This is a genomic window from Tessaracoccus luoxuelianae (assembly GCF_055326245.1).
Genome location: NZ_JBUZNO010000001.1, coordinates 130,458 through 146,904, shown reverse-complemented (window position 1 = coordinate 146,904; position 16,447 = coordinate 130,458). Strand labels below are relative to the sequence as shown.

17 protein-coding genes are annotated in these 16,447 nt (G+C 67.7%); 15 read left to right on the top strand and 2 right to left on the bottom strand.

The window, feature by feature from the left end:
• The first annotated feature begins 4 nt into the window (after positions 1-4).
• Positions 5-850, top strand: a complete 846-nt coding sequence (locus ACZK39_RS00670) for a DUF3097 domain-containing protein (protein ID WP_182782948.1) — start codon at positions 5-7, stop codon at positions 848-850.
• Between the two features lie 28 nt (positions 851-878).
• Positions 879-1,658 carry an inositol monophosphatase family protein gene (locus ACZK39_RS00665; RefSeq protein WP_182782947.1) on the top strand — a complete coding sequence of 260 codons (780 nt, stop codon included), beginning with the start codon at positions 879-881 and terminating at the stop codon, positions 1,656-1,658.
• A gap of 13 nt (positions 1,659-1,671) precedes the next feature.
• On the opposite strand, the gene ACZK39_RS00660 is transcribed toward ACZK39_RS00665, so the two are convergent.
• Complete coding sequence (locus ACZK39_RS00660; protein WP_182782946.1) at positions 1,672-2,442, bottom strand: MBL fold metallo-hydrolase; 771 nt, start codon at positions 2,440-2,442, stop codon at positions 1,672-1,674.
• A 64-nt stretch (positions 2,443-2,506) separates the two neighbouring features.
• Here ACZK39_RS00660 and hrcA point away from each other — a divergent pair, with 64 nt between their 5' ends.
• From hrcA to tgt, 4 genes are read left to right on the top strand one after another with little or no spacing between them, the layout of a single operon-like run.
• The gene (gene hrcA / locus ACZK39_RS00655; RefSeq protein WP_463612223.1) at positions 2,507-3,511 is read left to right on the top strand and encodes a heat-inducible transcriptional repressor HrcA; all 1,005 of its coding nucleotides are present in this window, start codon (positions 2,507-2,509) and stop codon (positions 3,509-3,511) included.
• Between the two features lie 31 nt (positions 3,512-3,542).
• Positions 3,543-4,703 (top strand): molecular chaperone DnaJ, encoded by a 1,161-nt coding sequence (gene dnaJ, locus ACZK39_RS00650; protein WP_463612222.1) that lies wholly within the window; start codon positions 3,543-3,545, stop codon positions 4,701-4,703.
• The gene (locus ACZK39_RS00645) at positions 4,700-5,434 is read left to right on the top strand and encodes a 16S rRNA (uracil(1498)-N(3))-methyltransferase (RefSeq protein WP_182782943.1); all 735 of its coding nucleotides are present in this window, start codon (positions 4,700-4,702) and stop codon (positions 5,432-5,434) included. The genes dnaJ and ACZK39_RS00645 overlap by 4 nt, the downstream gene beginning before the upstream one ends.
• Entirely contained in the window at positions 5,431-6,654 is a 1,224-nt protein-coding gene (gene tgt, locus ACZK39_RS00640) for a tRNA guanosine(34) transglycosylase Tgt (protein ID WP_182799664.1), read from the top strand. Before ACZK39_RS00645 ends, tgt begins: the two co-directional genes overlap by 4 nt.
• Here the strand turns inward: tgt and ACZK39_RS00635 are convergent.
• A complete protein-coding gene (locus ACZK39_RS00635) occupies positions 6,636-7,358 on the bottom strand; it encodes a queuosine precursor transporter (protein ID WP_463612221.1) in 723 nt (240 codons plus the stop codon). The two genes, tgt and ACZK39_RS00635, sit on opposite strands and share 19 nt — an antisense overlap.
• A gap of 118 nt (positions 7,359-7,476) precedes the next feature.
• Between ACZK39_RS00635 and ACZK39_RS00630 the strand changes: the two genes are divergently transcribed.
• The 9 genes from ACZK39_RS00630 to ACZK39_RS00590 all read left to right on the top strand — a co-directional run bounded on the left by ACZK39_RS00630 (position 7,477) and on the right by ACZK39_RS00590 (position 16,431).
• Positions 7,477-7,911, top strand: a complete 435-nt coding sequence (locus ACZK39_RS00630; RefSeq protein WP_182799665.1) for a DUF5709 domain-containing protein — start codon at positions 7,477-7,479, stop codon at positions 7,909-7,911.
• 220 nt (positions 7,912-8,131) lie between these two features.
• Positions 8,132-9,151, top strand: a complete 1,020-nt coding sequence (locus ACZK39_RS00625; RefSeq protein WP_182782940.1) for a PhoH family protein — start codon at positions 8,132-8,134, stop codon at positions 9,149-9,151.
• The gene (ybeY, locus tag ACZK39_RS00620) at positions 9,148-9,606 is read left to right on the top strand and encodes an rRNA maturation RNase YbeY (protein WP_182782939.1); all 459 of its coding nucleotides are present in this window, start codon (positions 9,148-9,150) and stop codon (positions 9,604-9,606) included. Before ACZK39_RS00625 ends, ybeY begins: the two co-directional genes overlap by 4 nt.
• Positions 9,579-10,832 (top strand): APC family permease, encoded by a 1,254-nt coding sequence (locus ACZK39_RS00615; protein WP_370586092.1) that lies wholly within the window; start codon positions 9,579-9,581, stop codon positions 10,830-10,832. Before ybeY ends, ACZK39_RS00615 begins: the two co-directional genes overlap by 28 nt.
• Positions 10,833-10,879: 47 nt before the next feature.
• Entirely contained in the window at positions 10,880-12,190 is a 1,311-nt protein-coding gene (locus ACZK39_RS00610; protein ID WP_463612220.1) for a hemolysin family protein, read from the top strand.
• Complete coding sequence (gene era, locus ACZK39_RS00605; protein WP_182799667.1) at positions 12,183-13,109, top strand: GTPase Era; 927 nt, start codon at positions 12,183-12,185, stop codon at positions 13,107-13,109. Before ACZK39_RS00610 ends, era begins: the two co-directional genes overlap by 8 nt.
• Positions 13,110-13,259: 150 nt before the next feature.
• A complete protein-coding gene (locus ACZK39_RS00600; RefSeq protein WP_463612219.1) occupies positions 13,260-14,531 on the top strand; it encodes an extracellular solute-binding protein in 1,272 nt (423 codons plus the stop codon).
• Positions 14,532-14,604: 73 nt separating this feature from the next.
• On the top strand, positions 14,605-15,561 hold the full coding sequence (locus ACZK39_RS00595; protein ID WP_220490943.1) for a carbohydrate ABC transporter permease: 957 nt from the start codon (positions 14,605-14,607) through the stop codon (positions 15,559-15,561).
• A 3-nt stretch (positions 15,562-15,564) separates the two neighbouring features.
• Positions 15,565-16,431 (top strand): carbohydrate ABC transporter permease, encoded by an 867-nt coding sequence (locus ACZK39_RS00590; RefSeq protein WP_220490942.1) that lies wholly within the window; start codon positions 15,565-15,567, stop codon positions 16,429-16,431.
• Positions 16,432-16,447: the final 16 nt, after the last annotated feature.

The following is a 16,447-nucleotide window of genomic DNA, read 5'->3' as shown; positions in this document are numbered from 1 at the left end:
CCCCGTGGACAGATACTCGAAGGACGTGCTCACCCCCGGATGGCAGAAGGCCCACCTGAAGCAGACCCGCGACGTGGCCGTCGAGCTCGACCAGGTGGTCGAGTTCGACGACTTCTGCGGCGCCGTCGTCGGCTGGGAGAACGGCCTGGTGGTGCTGGAGGACCGGAAGGGTAAGCGACGCTCGGCACCGTTCGGCCCGGGGTTCCTGCTCGAGGGCCAACCCGTCGCGCTCAAGCCCCGGCTTCGGGGCGGTCCGTCGAAGCCCAGGTACACGGCCTCGGGCTCGCGAGCCTCCGCCGAACCGGTGAAGGCGAAGGTGGCGCTGCCCAGCCGCATCTACGTCGAGGGTCGCCACGACGCGGAGCTGATCGAGAAGGTGTGGGGCGAGGACCTGCGTCACGTCGGCGTCGTCGTCGAGTTCCTGGGGGGCATCGACGATCTCCCCGGGATTGTTGCTGAATTCGCTCCCGAGCCGGGGCGGCGGCTCGGCATCCTCGTCGACCATCTCGTGTCGGGCAGCAAGGAATCCCGGATCGCGAAGCAGGTCTACACGGCCGGCTACCGCGACACGGTGCTGGTCGAGGGGCACGAGTTCATCGACATCTGGCAGGCGGTCCGGCCCCAGCGCGTCGGGTTGAAGTCCTGGCCCCAGGTGCCCAGGGATGTGGACTTCAAGAAGGGCACCCTGAAGGCGATGGGGCTGCCACACGAGGATCAGGCCGACGTGTCGCGCGGCTGGCAGGCCATCCTCGCGCGCGTGGCCTCCTGGCGCGACCTGGAGCCCCAGCTGCTCACCAAGGTGGAGACTCTCATCGACTTCGTCACCCAGGACCATCTCGAAGACGAGTGATCGCCCACACGCCGATAGGGTGAGTCGCATGGACACCCAAGGCATCCTGGACCTGCTGAAGGAAACGGCCTCAGAGGTGGTGGTTCCGCGCTTCCGGCAGCTGGCCGCCGGTGACGTCGAGGAGAAAAATCCCGGAGACTTCGTCACCGTGGCGGACCGCGAAGCTGAGGTGTATCTGAGTGGGCTCCTCCGTGGCGTCTACCCATCGGCAGTCATCGTCGGAGAGGAGGGCGTGTTCGCCGACCCGAGCCTGCTCGACGGTGTCCACGGGGCAGAGCACGCGTTCCTCATCGATCCCATCGACGGCACGCGCAACTTCGTCTCAGGACGCGACGAGTACGGCGTGATGCTGGCGGAGGTGCGCAACGGGGTCACCACCCGTGGCTGGATCTATCAGCCGCAGACCGGCCGCGCCTACGTGGCCGAGCACGGCGCAGGCGCCGCGCTCAACGGCGCCCCCATCGCGCGGACCCCCAACGGGCGCCTCCCACTAGGGGCGACGGCCAAACGTGCTCTGCACGGGTTCACGGCAGCTGGACGCCTCAGCCCCGTCACCCGGAGCGCCTGGTGTTGCGCATTCGACTACCCGATGGTGCTGCATGGTGACGTGGACTTCCTCGTGTACTCCACCCTGCACCCGTGGGACCATCTCGCGGGGTCGCTCATGGTCACCGAGTCCGGGGGCGTGAGCAGAACGGTCGACGGCGTGGACTACGGCCTCCAGACACGGAGCGGGGGGCTGATCGTGGCGCGGGATGCCGACACCTGGCAGACCGCTCTGGAGACGTGGCCCGTTCACCAGAGCTGACCACAGGATCAGATCACAGGTTGAGGATGGGCAGCTGCCGTTTCGGCTCCACACCCTTGGCCGCCAACTCGGCGTAGGCCTTGGGCAGGGCGAGGGCAAGAGTCTCCGGGCCGAAGGGCCACTCGACGGCGGTGGCCGCCTCCTCCGCCCGCACACCCTGCTGGATGAGCATCTCGCACGAGCTGTAGAGCATCGCGATCTCCGCCCTCTGCACGAACGCGAACTCACGGTCCACCACCGCCCCGTGGCCGGGAACGAACCTGGTGAGGGAGCTGCTGGCGCCGAGTACGCCGTCGAGGACGGTGGGCCAGTTGGCAAGCGAGGTGGACTCGTCGATCTGCGGGTCCGCGCCCTCCTCCAGGAGATCCCCGACGAACACCACGTTCGCCTCCGGGACGAACGCCACGATGTCCGCGCGGGTGTGCGCCTCGCCGAAGTGCAGCAGCTCCACCCGTTGTCCGCCGAGGTGCAGCGCCAGGGCCATCGAGAACCTCCGTGTCACCCCGGGGTCGTCCAGGTCCTCGTGCGCGACCACCTGGACACCCGACATTCCTGGGAGGCCGCCGACGTGATCGTGGTGGCCGTGCGTCAGCGCCACATGCGTCACCGGGACACCCGCCAGCGCGGTGGCCGAGGCCAGCAGCTCGGCGCCCTCGGCGGCTGTGTTACCGGCATCGATGAGGAGTGCCGCGTCATCACCGACGATGAGTCCCACGTTGACCCGGTGCTGATCGAGCGTGGTCACGTACACGCGGGGAGTCACGGGGGTCCAGATCAGCGTCATGGCAGCCAGCATAGATGCAGCTACACTGGCACTCGCCGTCTATGAGTGCCAGCTGGGAGGTGACATGCTCGACGACCGCAAACTGGACGTGTTGAAGGCCATCGTGACCGACTATGTGGCCAGCCGCGAGCCGGTCGGCTCCAAGGCGCTGGTTGAACGCCACAAGCTGGACGTCTCCGCCGCCACGGTCCGCAACGACATGGCCGTGCTGGAGGAGGAGGGCTACATCATGCAGCCCCACACCAGCGCCGGCCGCATCCCCACCGACAAGGGCTATCGGCTCTTCGTGGACAGGCTCGCCCACATCAAGCCGCTGTCGCCCGCTGAGCGCAGCGCCATCACCACCTACCTCAACGGCACAGCCGACGTCGACGATCTGGTCATGCGCACCGTCCGGCTCCTGGCCCAGCTGACCCGCCAGGTGGCCATCGTGCAGTATCCGGTGGCCCAGCGCACCCAGGTGCGCCACGTCGAGCTGCTGCTCCTGACACCCGAGCGCCTGATGGTCATCGTGGTCCAGTCCTCGGGCCGCGTGGATCAGACCATGTTGGAGACTCCACTCACGGACGAGGGCCGGCTGCAGGCGTTGCGGAACCGGATCGCCGAGGCAATCGTCGGACGGTCTCCCGCGGATGCCGCCGGGGCCCTGGCCTCCATGCTGGAGGGTGTCGCGCCCGATGACCGGCCGTTCGCGGGACCGGTGGTCGCGGCGGTCCTGGAGGCCATCGCCGCCGAGCCGGCCGCGCACGTCGTGGTGGCCGGACTGCCCAACCTCGCCTCCAGCCAGGCGTTCGAGACCAACCTGCGCCCACTGCTGGAGGCGCTGGAGGAGCAGGTGGTCCTCATGCGGCTCCTGGGCGAGGCGGCGGGCGACGACGTGACGGTGCGCATCGGCGAAGAGAACACCGCCGAGGGATTCCGGGGCAGCAGCCTCATCGCGTCCGGCTACGGTGTGGAGCGCACTGCCAGCCTCGGCGTCGTCGGACCCACCCGCATGGACTACGCGTCCCACATCTCCGCGGTGCGAGCAGTGTCGCGGTACGTGAGCAGATTCCTCAACGAAGGCTAGATCCCCCACCCGAAGGCTGAAGCAAGAAGATATGAGCAAGGACTACTACGACATCCTTGGCGTCGAGCGGGACGCAACCCCCGAGGCCATCAAGAAGGCCTACCGCCGCCGCGCCATGAAGGTGCACCCCGACGTCGCCCAGGAAGAGGGCGCCGCCGAGAAATTCAAGGAACTCAACGAGGCCTACGAGGTCCTGAGCGACCCCAACAAGCGCGCCGTGTTCGACCGGGGCGGCGACCCCATGAGCCAGGGCGCCGGCTTCTCCGGCTTCGGCGGTGGGTTCGCCGGGGGGTTCGACTTCTCCAATCTGGTCGACGCCATGTTCGGCGCGGCAGGAGGGCGTGGCCCCCGATCCCGCGTCCGTCAAGGCCAGGACGCGCTGGTGAGGGTTTCCCTCCAACTGCACGAGGCGGTCTTCGGCGTGACGAAGCCTCTCAAGGTGGACACCGCCGTGGTGTGCCCCAAGTGCAGCGGCGCGGGCGGCGAGCCCGGCTCGGAGCCGGTGACCTGCACCACGTGCGACGGCGCGGGCGAGGTCAGCCAGATCCAGCGCAGCTTCCTCGGCGACATCCGCACCGCCCAGGCCTGCCCCACCTGCCGCGGATACGGCACGGTCATCCCGCGTCCGTGCGGTGAGTGCTCCGGCGAGGGACGGGTGCGCACCACGCGGACGCTGCAGGTCCGGATTCCCGCCGGCGTGTCCACGGGCATCCGCATCCACCTGGAGGGGCAGGGCGAGGTGGGCCCGGGCGGCGGACCTGCCGGAGACCTCTACGTGGAGCTGTCCGTGCTGCCCCACGAGACGTTCCGCCGCGAGGGCGACAACCTGGAGGTGGTGGTCAGGCTCCCGATGACCGCGGCCGCGCTGGGGACCACGGTGGACGTCGCGACTCTCGAGGCCGACTGGGACCAGTCCGCGGTAGAGGACCGCACCGTGTCCGCCGAGGTCCCGGCCGGGACGCAGGCGGGCACCCGGATCGGGATCAAGGGGCGCGGGGTTCCGAGACTGCGCGGCGGCGGCCGCGGGGACCTGGGCGTCACACTGCTGGTCCAGACCCCCACCAAGCTCGATGACCGGCAGCGCGAGCTGCTGCGCCTCCTCGCTGAGGAGCGCGACGAATCGGTCCCGGAGGCCATCGCGGCGAAGGGGCACAAGGGAGTGTTCGGCAAGCTCTCCGAGTGGTTCTCGTGACCGACCCCCTCTTCCTCGCCGAGTTCACGGGCGACCTGTCACCAGGTGAGCTGGTCGTCGTGACGGGGGATGAGGCTCACCACGCCGTCGCGGTCAAGCGCGTCGCGGTGGGGGAGAACGTCCTGCTGTCCGACGGCCGCGGGATCGGGGTTCGGGCCGAGGTGATCGAGGCGGACCGGCGCCAACTGGTGGCCAGGATCCTCGAGGTCATCGCGGCCCCCTCGCCGTCGCTCGTCTGGGGCGTGGTGCAGGCACTGGCCAAGGGGGACCGCAGCGACCTCGCGGTGCAGATGGCCACGGAGCTGGGCGCCCGCGAGATCCTGGCGTGGCAGTCCGCCCGCTCCATCGTGCGCTGGCAGGGCGATCGGGCGGACAAGTCGCTGGACAAGTGGCGAGCCACGGCCCGCGAGGCGGCCAAGCAATCACGGCGGATGTTCGTGCCCGAGGTGTTGGCGGTGTCCACTGCGGACGTCGTGGGCGCCATCGCCGGCGTTGACGTGGCGCTGGTCCTGCAGGAGGACGCGTCCCAGCACATCGCAGACGTCGAACTCCCCGAGGAGGGCACCGGCCTGGTGATCGTCGGGCCCGAGGGCGGCATCGCGCCCGAGGAACTCGACCGGTTCGTGGCGGCCGGCGCGCAGCTGGTCACCATCAGCGACGGCGTCCTGAGGACCTCGACGGCGGCCGCCGTGGCGCTCGGCCAGCTGGATGTGCTGGCCAGGCGCCCGTGAGCTTCTCATTCGAGGTCGGCGAGCGGCTCGAGGATGCGGGGGGTCGCACGGGCGTCATCCACACCCCACACGGGCAGATCCAGACCCCGGCCTTCGTAGTGGTAGGCACCAAGGCCACCGTGAAGTCCGTGCTGCCGGAGGCGGTGGCCGGCCTGGGCGCGCAGGCGGTACTGGCCAACGCCTACCACCTCTACCTGCAGCCGGGCTCGGACCTCATCGACGAGGCCGGCGGGCTGGGCCGCTTCATGAACTGGCCCGGGCCCACCTTCACGGATTCTGGCGGGTTCCAGGTGATGAGCCTCGGGGCGGGCTTCAAGAAGGTTCTGGCGATGGACACCACCGGCCTGGCCGACGACGACGTCATCGCAGAGGGGAAGACGCGGATGGCGCATGTCGACGACGACGGCGTCACCTTCAAGTCCCACCTCGACGGCACCCGGCACCGGTTCACGCCGGAGTCATCGATGCGCATTCAGCACCAGCTCGGCGCGGACGTCATGTTCGCCTTCGACGAGCTGACCACGCTGATGAACACGCGCGCCTACCAGGAGTCCTCGGTTGAGCGGACGCACAGCTGGGCAGTGCGCTGCCTCGCGGAGCATCGGCGGCTCACGCTCGAGCGCGAAGGCAGGCCGTACCAGGCCCTCTTCGGGGTGATCCAGGGGGCGCAGTACGAGGATCTACGTCGCCGGGCCGCGCGCGACCTCGCCGGGCTGGACGTGGACGGGCAGTCGTTCGACGGCTTCGGCCTGGGCGGTGCCTTGGAGAAGGAGAACCTGGGCACCACGATCGGATGGATGGTGGAGGAGCTGCCGGAGGACAAGCCTCGACACCTCCTGGGCATCTCCGAGCCCGACGACCTGTTCGCCGCAGTAGAGCGGGGCGCAGACACGTTCGACTGCGTGAACCCCTCACGTGTCGCGCGCAACGCCGCCATCTACACCGCCGATGGCCGCTACAACGTCAACACCGCCCGGCATCGCCGATCCTTCGAACCGCTGGAGGACGGGTGCGACTGCTACACCTGCACCCACTACACCCGCGCCTACCTGCATCACCTGTTCAAGGGCAAGGAGATGCTGTCGGCCACGCTGGCCACGATCCACAACGAGAGATTCACGGTGCGTCTGGTGGACCGGATGCGCGAGGCGCTGCAGTCAGGGGACTTTCACGCCTTCCGGGACGAGAGCCTGGGCCGGTTCTACGCCAATCGGCCGTAGCTCGGCTCGCGCCTCTTCACCATCGCTATCACCCGGTAGGTCACCGGCAGGAAGAGCGCCTCCACCAGCACCTTGTAGAGGTAGCCCACCGCGATGTAGTTGAGCAGGGTGGCGCCGCTCACCACCCCGGCGAACGCGACCACGCAGAAGATGACCGTGTCGGCCGCCTCTCCCACCACTGTGGAGCCCAGCAGCCGGGCCCACAACGATCCGTCCTGGGAGCGGCGCTTCATGGCCACCAGGACCCAGGCGTTGAGGAACTGGCCGGCCAGGTACCCCAGCAGGCTCGCCGCGACGATGCGCGGCACGAACCCCAGCACCGCGGTGAAGGCCTCCTGGTTGGGCCACTCGGCGGCCGCGGGTGCGGCGCCCACCGCGAGGAACGTGACCGACGCCAGTATCGACACCGCGAAACCGAGGACGATGGCCCGCCGGGCGCCCTTCAGGCCGTAGACCTCGGCGAGGACGTCGCCCAGGACGTAGGTGAGGGGGAAGAGGAACGCGCCGCCGTCCGTGATGAGGGGCAGCACCGGGATCCCGAACGGGGTCCACTCCGGTCCGAACTGGATCAGCTTGACCGCCGAGACGTTGCTGATCAGCAGCAGCGCCACAAACAGGGCCACGACAACGTCAAACACCCCGCGAGGACGCTCGGCGAACCTCACGTCGGCTCCGGATGGTGGGGCGTCCTGGGTCTGATGCACCGCCGCATTATACGCCGCTGGTGCCGTTGCTCTGGAGCCTTCAGCGAGGTCCAGGCGAGTTCCCCGGGAGCCTGCGCGTTACGCCGCGGGGGGTCCCGCAGGGTGGCAAGATTCATTTATGGACGACATTGCAATGGAGTACATGCCCGACGAGTCCGAGCAGCTCGACCAGTTGCAGCCCGCCGATTCGTTGATTGACCGCGGGGTAGAGGACGTCCTGGACGAGGGCTACGTCACCCCGGAGAAGTGGTCTCCAGCGCAGGGCTTCGGGAACACACCTGAGGAGATGCACCGCGGTGAGACCCTCGAGATGCGGATGAAGCAGGAGGAGCCAGAGCCTGCCCCAGCCGAAGACGACTGGAACCCCACCCGCGAGCCCCGCGAGGTTGGCGCAGCCCGGGCAGGTCGCCTGATGGCGGTACAGGCCGGAGGCGGTACTGAGCACACGCTGGGCGTGGACGTCGGATTCGGGGGCGGCGCCGCCAGCGCGGAGGAGGCGGCGATGCACATCATCTCGGAGGACGAGGACGACCTCTCGCTCCTGGAGCGCTGAACTATCCGACGGCGCGCCCAGGGAAACCACTGAGCAATCACGTCCTGGCTGCGGTGTACCGGATCGGGCGATCTGGCACCCCTCCATCTGGATATGGACGTCAAGTACACGCACCAGCTGTAGTGGCACCATCTCATCCCGCCCGGCACGTCCTCACCGAGAACAGCATTGATCAGTGGTTCCCTAGACTGAAGGCTGTTCGGCGGGACACGCCGATCGCATGTCAGACAAGGATCACGCCCTGAACACGCACTCGTTGGACCAGCAGCACGCCATCCGCACCGTGTCGGTTCCCCCCTCGATTGACCTGGTCAATCTACTGGGCCCCCGCGACGACTTCCTCCGCATCCTCGAGGACGAGCTCGACGCGGACCTGCACGTCCGCGGAACTCAGATCACCCTGTCCGGCCCGTCCAACGAAGTCGCCAAGGCCGCCGAGGTGATCACCGAACTGGTCACCATTCTCCGCACGGGGCAGGGACTCACCGCTGAGACCGTGGAGCGGGTCATCCAGATGGCCGACGACCCCCACGCGCTGGCCGCGGAGATCCTCACCCAGAACATCGTGTCCTCGCGAGGCAAGACGGTCCGGCCGAAGACGCTCAACCAGAAGCGCTACGTCGACGCGATCGACCGACACACCGTCGTCTTCGGTATCGGGCCCGCGGGCACGGGGAAGACGTACCTGGCCATGGCTAAGGCCGTCCAGGCGCTGCAGGCCAAGGAAGTGAGCCGGATCATCCTGACCCGGCCGGCGATCGAGGCGGGGGAGCGCCTCGGATTCCTGCCCGGCACCCTCAACGACAAGATCGACCCCTATCTGCGGCCGCTCTACGACGCGCTTCACGACATGGTCGACGCCGACTCGGTGCCGAAGCTGCTCACCTCGGGCACCGTCGAGGTGGCGCCGCTCGCCTACATGCGCGGCCGCACCCTCAACGACGCCTTCATCATTCTTGACGAGGCGCAGAACACGTCCATGGAACAGATGAAGATGTTCCTCACCAGGCTCGGCTTCGGGTCCAAGGTGGTGGTGACGGGCGACATCACCCAGATCGACCTCTCGGGGGGCGTGAAGAGCGGTCTGCGCGGGGTGATGCAGGTGCTCGACGGCGTCGACGACATCGAGTTCTGCACACTGACCAGCCGCGACGTCGTGCGCCACAAGCTGGTGGGCAAGATCGTGGCCGCCTACGATCAGTTCGAGAGTCTGTCCGCGGAGAACCGGGGTGCCAAGTGATCGATCTCAACAACGAGTCCGGCGTCGAGGCCGATGAGCTGGGGCTCATCGAGCTGGCACGCTTCGCGCTGGACAAGCTGCGGATCCACCCCCAGGCCGAGTTGTCGATCCTCCTCGTCGACGAGACCACCATGGCGGACTACCACGAGCGGTTCATGGACCTGCCCGGCCCCACCGATGTGATGAGCTTCCCCATGGACGAGCTGCGGGCACCCGAGGACGACGAGGAGCCGCCGATGGGCCTGCTCGGCGACATCGTGCTCTGCCCCCAGGTGACGGCCCGTCAGGCGCCGGACAACGGGCGCAGCGTCGACGGTGAGGCCGAGTACCTGCTGATCCACGGCCTGCTGCATCTGCTCGGCCACGACCACGCCGAGCCGGAGGAGAAGGCCCTCATGTTCGGACTCAACGACAGGATCATCGCAGCGTGGGATCAGGCCCGCGGTCGCAGCTGAGGCGCAGCCTCGGCCTGACCGACGCCATCGCGATCGGTGTGGCATCCATGGTGGGGGCGGGGGTCTTCGCGGTGTGGGCTCCAGCGGCGCGCGCCGCAGGCGGCGCCCTGCTCCTCGGGCTTGTGCTCGCGGCCGTGGTGGCGTGGCTCAACGCGACGTCCTCGGCTCAGTTGGCTGCGCAGTACCCGTCAGCCGGCGGCACCTACCTGTACGGGCGTGAGCGGCTGGGGGAGTGGCCCGGCTTCCTGGCCGGGTGGAGCTTCGTGGTCGGCAAGACGGCGTCGGTAGCGGCGATGGCGATGACCATGGCCGCCTACCTGGCCCCTGACGTGTGGCGGGTGCCGGTGGCGATCGGAGCTGTGTGGCTGATGGTGGGCGTCAACCTGCTCGGCGTCACCCGGACGGCGAAGGCTGCACTGGTGTTGGCCGGGCTCGCCCTCCTCTCGCTCAGCGTGACGTTGGCCCTGGGGTGGGCTGAATCCTCCGGCCCCACCGGGGCCCTGGTCACCCTGCCAAGTGGGGCCTCCGGCTGGTACGGCGTCCTCCAATCCGCGGGCCTGCTGTTCTTCGCCTTCGCCGGCTACGCCCGGGTGGCGACCATGGGCGAAGAGGTCCGCGACCCACGCCGCACCATCGGTCGGGCCATCGTCACGGCGCTGCTGATCGTGCTCGTGCTCTACGCCCTCGTCGGGGTGAGCCTGCTGCTGCTCGTGGGCGATGAGGCCCTCGCCGCGTCCACGGCACCGCTGGCGCTGCTGGTGGGCGGCCACCCCGTCGCGCTGGCTGCGCTGCAGGTCGGCGCAGTCGCGGCGGTGGGCGGCGCGCTGCTGGGCCTGTTGTCGGGGATCGGGCGGACGTGGCTCGCGATGTCGCGGGAGGGGGATCTGCCCCGGTTCTTCGACCACACGCACCCCCGCACCCTGGTGCCGCACAGGATCGAGCTGACCATCGGCGCGGCGCTGACCGCGATCCTGCTGGTCGCAGACCTGCGCGGAGCCATCGGCTTCTCATCCTTCGGTGTCCTGCTCTACTACTTCGTCGCCAACGCCGCCGCTTTCACGCAGGCGCCGGCCGAGCGGCGCTATGCCCGGGTCTGGCAGGTCCTCGGCGCGGTGCTGTGCCTGATCCTGGTGGTGGCGCTGCCGTGGCAGTCGATCGTCGGCGGACTCCTGGTGCTCGGCGCAGGGGCCGCTTGGCGCCTCGTGACCGTGTCCAGGCTGCGATAGACTCGCGGCGCACAGCATCCCCGACCCGAGCGAGTTGAACACCCCACGTGACACAGTCCGAGTGGATAGAACTGGGCATCGCGCTCGCGTGCGCTCTGGCCGCCTCCATCCTCGCCGCGGTCGAGACGGCGGTGAGTGTCACCACCAAGGCCCGCGCCGAGCGGATGGCGGATCATGATGAGCGTGGGGCCGAGCGGATCAAGCTGATCGCGCAGGATCCGGCGCCGTCGATCAACGCCGTGATGTTCACCCGGATGACGCTGGAGATCACCTCGATCGTCCTGGCAGGCCTCGTGGTGTTCACCCAGTTCCAGATGGATTGGCAGCGCGCGCTGGTCACCATCGGCGTGATGCTGGCTGTGTCGTTCATCCTGTGGGGCGTGGCCCCACGAACCCTGGGCAGGCAGAACCCCGAGCGAACCATGCGGATGTTCGGACCCCTCGTCTCGGGCCTCACCTCGCTCTTCGGGCCGATCGCCCAGTTGATGATCCTCCTCGGCAACGCGCTCACTCCCGGGCGCGGCTACGCCGACGGCCCGTTCGCCACGGAGGCCGAGCTGCGAGACCTCGTCGACATCGCCGAGAAGCAGGAGCTCATCGAGGCGGGGGAGTCGAAGATGATCCATTCCGTCTTCGAGCTCGGCGACACGCTGGTCAAGGAGGTCATGGTTCCGCGCACGGACGTGGTGTTCGTCAAGCAGGACACCACCTTGCGCCAGCTGCTGTCGTTGGCGCTGCGCTCCGGGTTCTCCCGGATCCCGGTGGTCGGCACGGACCTCGATGACATCCTCGGCATCATCTATCTCAAGGACGTGTCCAAGCGCGTCTACGACTTCCCGGACTCCGAGCGCCGGGAGACGGTCGCGGAGCTGATGCGGCCCGCCACCTTCTGCCCTGACTCAAAACCAGTCAGCAATCTGTTGCGCGACATGCAACTCAGTCACTCTCACCTGGTGGTGGTCGTCGATGAGTTCGGCGGCACCGCGGGGCTGGCCACGATCGAGGACATCCTCGAGGAGATCGTCGGCGAGATCGTCGACGAATACGACCTGGATGCCCCGGTCATCGCGGACCTGGGGGAGGGACGCTACCGGATCTCGTCGCGGCTTCCCGTCGACGAGCTGGGCGCCCTCTTCGGCGTCGATCTCGACGACGATGACGTGGAGACCGTCGGCGGCCTCATGGCCAAGCAGCTCAATGTGGTGCCCATCCCCGGCGCCCGCACGGTGGTCGGCGACATCGAGCTGATCGCGGACCGCGCCGTCGGCCGGCGCCACCAGATCGGCACCGTCCTTGCCCGACGCCTCACCGAGGCGGACCTCACCCCTACTGAGTCCCCGGAAGGCGACGATGACTGAGCCTGTTTACCGATCCGGATTCGCCTGCTTCGTCGGCCGGCCCAACGCCGGCAAGTCGACGCTGACCAACGCCCTCGTCGGCCAGAAGATCGCCATCGCTTCGAGCAAGCCGCAGACCACCAGGCATGCAGTGCGCGGGATCGTGACCCGGGACGACGGCCAGCTCATCGTCATCGACACACCTGGCCTGCACCGCCCCCGCACCCTGTTGGGGCAGCGCCTCAACGACCTGGTCTTCCAGACGTGGGGATCTGTCGACGTGGTGGGCGTCTGCCTGCCGTGCGACCAGCGCATCGGGCCAGGCGACAAGTTCATCATCGGTGAGATCGCCAAGCTCCCGCGCAGGCCCATCCTGGTGGCTCTGGCCACGAAGACGGACCTGGTGAGTAAGCAACGGCAACTCTCACACCTGGTGGACATCGGTGAGGTGGCCACCGAGCTGGGGATCGAATGGTCCGAGGTAATCCCGTGCTCGGCTACCGAAGGCGATCAGATCGATCTCGTCCGAGACTCGCTCGTGGCGCTGCTCCCCGAAGGTCCGGTCTACTACCCGGACGGCGAGATCACCGACGAGCCCGAGGAGACGCTCATCGCGGAGTTCATCCGCGAGGCCGCGCTGGAAGGGGTGCGCGATGAGCTGCCCCACTCGATCGCGGTGATCATCGACGAGATCCTCCCCCGACCCGACAGGCCGGAGGACAAGCCGCTGACCGACATCTTCGCCTCCATCGTGGTGGAGCGGGACTCGCAGAAGGGCATCATCATCGGCCACAAAGGCGCCCGCCTGCGCGAGATCGGAACTCAGGCGCGCGAACAGATCAACGCTCTGCTCGGCACGCGCGTCCATCTGAATCTGCACGTCAAGGTACTCAAGGAGTGGCAGCGCGACTCGAAGCACCTCAACCGGCTCGGATTCTGAGCACAGCGATCAGCCTTTCTGCGCGTTTGGCATGTTAACGGTAACTATTTGATTACGGCGCGGGCGATTCGCGCGCACCCTCGTGGGCGGCTCCTAGTATCACGGGCAACAACCATTCCTGGTTGATCGAAAGACAGGAAGGAACCGCACGTGAAGAAGCGTGTCCTCAAGTTCAGCGCGGTGGCCATCGTCAGCGCCGTCACCCTCGCGGCATGCGGCGGCGACACCACCCCCTCCTCGACAGGCGACGCCACCTCGGTGGATGCCGGCTCGTTGGAGACCACCATCAAGGTCATGGCCCCGTCCTACTCGGACACCTCGAAGGCCGACTGGGATGCAGTCATCGCCGCGTTCAACGAGACCTACCCGGACGTCACCGTCGAGCTCCAGATCGAGGGCTGGGACGGGTTCTCCGACAAGGTGTCCGCCCGCATCCAGGCCAACGACTACCCCGACATCCTCAACGACAACGCGTTCGCGGCGTCGGCCGAGGCCGGGATCCTCTATCCCATCGATGAGGTCATGTCCGCTGAGACCCTCGCCTCCATCGAGCCCTCCCTGCTCGCCAACGGCGTGGGCACGGACGGCACCCAGTGGGCTGCGCCAGACATCGCGACGTCGCGCATGATGGCCTACAACGTGGACATGTTCGAGGCTGCCGGCATCGCCGAGCCGCCCACCACATGGGCGGAGCTCGAAGAGGCGTCGGCGAAGCTGGTCGCGCTGGGCGGCGACGTCCGCGGCTACGGAATGCCGCTGGGCCGCGAGGAGGCGCAGGTGGAGTCCTCGCTATGGCTCTGGGGCGCCGGTGGCGACTGGGCCGACGGCGACGCGTTGAAGGCGGACACCCCTGAGGCCGTCGAGGCCTTCGGCCAGATGAAGAAGATGTTCGAGGCCGGCTACACCCAGGCCAACCTCGAGGACAACCGGATCGACGTCGCCGACCTGTTCCAGGCCGGCAAGCTCGGCATGATGATGGCGCATTCGGCGATCGTCTCCGACGCGCAGGCCAAGGGCATCAACGTCGCCCTCGCCCCGATCCCGGCTAAGGACGGTGGCGACGGCGTGGCGCTCGGCGTGACCGACTTCATCGTCGCTTTCGACAACGGCGACGAGGACCGCAAGGCGGCCACCGCGGCCTTCCTCGACGTGTTGTACTCCGACGAGCTCTACGAGGGGTGGTACAAGGGCACAGGCCTGCTGCCTGTGACCACCTCGATGATCGAGAAGGGGCAGGCGGAGTCCGACGAGATCGGCGCCGCGTTCCTCGAGGCCCTCTCCATCGTCCAGTTCCTGCCTGTCGGCAACCCCACGTGGGATGCTCTCCAGACCGCGCTCCAGGGCTCGGCCTACAAGGTGGGCACCGGCGATCCGGCTGAGGTTCTCGGCGAGATCCAGGCACAGGTCGACGCCCAGGCCTGACCACACGCAGGACGGGGTGGCATCGTGATCCGGTGCCGCCCCGTTCCCATGGCCCCACCGAGGAGGAACTGAAGTGTCATTGACCGCCACGCCCACGAGCGTGCCCACGAGCACGCGTCGTCGGTCGAAGAACTCCGGTCTCAGGGCGACCCTCACGTCCCTTCCCTGGCTGCTCCCCACCGTCGCCCTGATCGCGGGCGTGGTCCTCTTCCCCGCGGCGCTCATGATCTACACGTCGTTCTTCAAGTTCAACAACCGCGGCATCAAGCGCAGCCCTGATCCGATCGGCCTCGACAACTACATCGGTCCCGCTGGGGCATTGACGTTCCCGGGCGTGCCGGTGGAGCGGATTCTCCTCAACACCGTCGTGTGGGTCGTCGTGGTCGTCGCAGTCACCGTCGTGCTCTCCCTGCTCCTTGCCCAGTTCCTCAACATCGAGTTTCGTGGCCGCAAGGCGCTGCGGCTGTTCATCATCCTCCCGTGGGCCTGTTCCGTGGTCATGACCGCGACAGTCTTCCGTTACGGACTTCAGGAGAACGTGGGCCTGTTCAACCGGCTCATGGTGGACACCGGCATCATCGAGACGGCCCGGGCCTGGACGAAGGACCCCACCAGCGCCTTCTGGGTCGCGGTGTTCGTGGCCATCTACGTGTCCCTCCCTTTCACGACCTACACGATCCTGGCCGGCCTCCAGGCCATCCCCGACGACGTGCTCGAGGCCGCGCACATGGACGGGACCAACAAGCTGCAGCGCTACGGGTTCATCGTGCTGCCCCTGCTGAGGCCCGCCATCGCGGTGGCGGCGCTGATCAACATCATCAACGTGTTCAACTCGCTGCCCATCCTTCGCCTGCTGCAGGAAACCCCCGGCTTCCATACCGGGCACATCACCACGACGCTCATGTTCGAGTACCAGCGCGCGCTCGGTCCAGGGGTGTCGTCGGCGCTGTCGGTGCTGAACTTCGTGTTCTGCCTCGTCATCATCGCCATCTACCTGATCGTCGTGCAGCCCACGAAGGAGGTGGCCTGAGCCATGGCCAACGTGAGAGAGCAACGCGCCGTCCGGGGCGGCATCAACAAGCCGCCAAGCCCCTGGTTCATCGCCGCCGGGTCACTGGTCATCGTGGCCTTCTTCGGCTTCCCCTACGCGCTGATGTTCATCAGCTCCCTGAAGACCCGCCTCGAGATCACCAACATCCCCCCTGACTACTTTCCGTCCACGCCACGCTGGGACAACTACCTCACCGTATGGGCCTCAGAGGTGGACCCGGCCTCATCGCTGCTGGCCACCGCGGTGATCTCGCTGGGCGCCACCCTGCTGGTGCTTCTGGTGGCCACCCCGGCCGCGTACTACGTGGCCCGGTTCCGGTTCCCGGGTCGCATGGTCTTCCTCCTCCTGGTGCTCTGCACCCAGATGCTGCAGCCGACGGTGCTGGCGGTGGGCCTGTTCCAGCAGTTCAAGGGGTGGCAGAGCTACGCGGTGTGGGCCGCGCTGATCCTCATCAACGCCGCCTTCAACCTGTCCTTCGCGATCTGGATCATGCAGGCGTTCTTCGCCTCGGTCCCGAAGGAGATCGACGAGGCCGCTCTGATCGACGGGCTTGGCCGCCTGCAGACGATGTTCCGCATCTCGCTTCCGCTCGTCTGGCCGGGCATCGTCACGGCGATCGTGTTCGTGTTCGTCAATACCTGGAACGAGTTCTCGGCCGCTTTCATCCTCGTCCAGCAGACGAACCTGCAGCCGCTGACGGTGTCGATGCCGCGGTTCCTGGGGCTCTACATCAAGGACTGGCAGTACCTGTTCACGGTGGCCATGATCGCGATCGTCCCGGTGGTGATTCTCTTCAGCTTCATCGAGAGGCGGCTCATCGGTGGACTCACGGCAGGTTCCGTCAAGTAGTGGCAAGCTTCGCCGA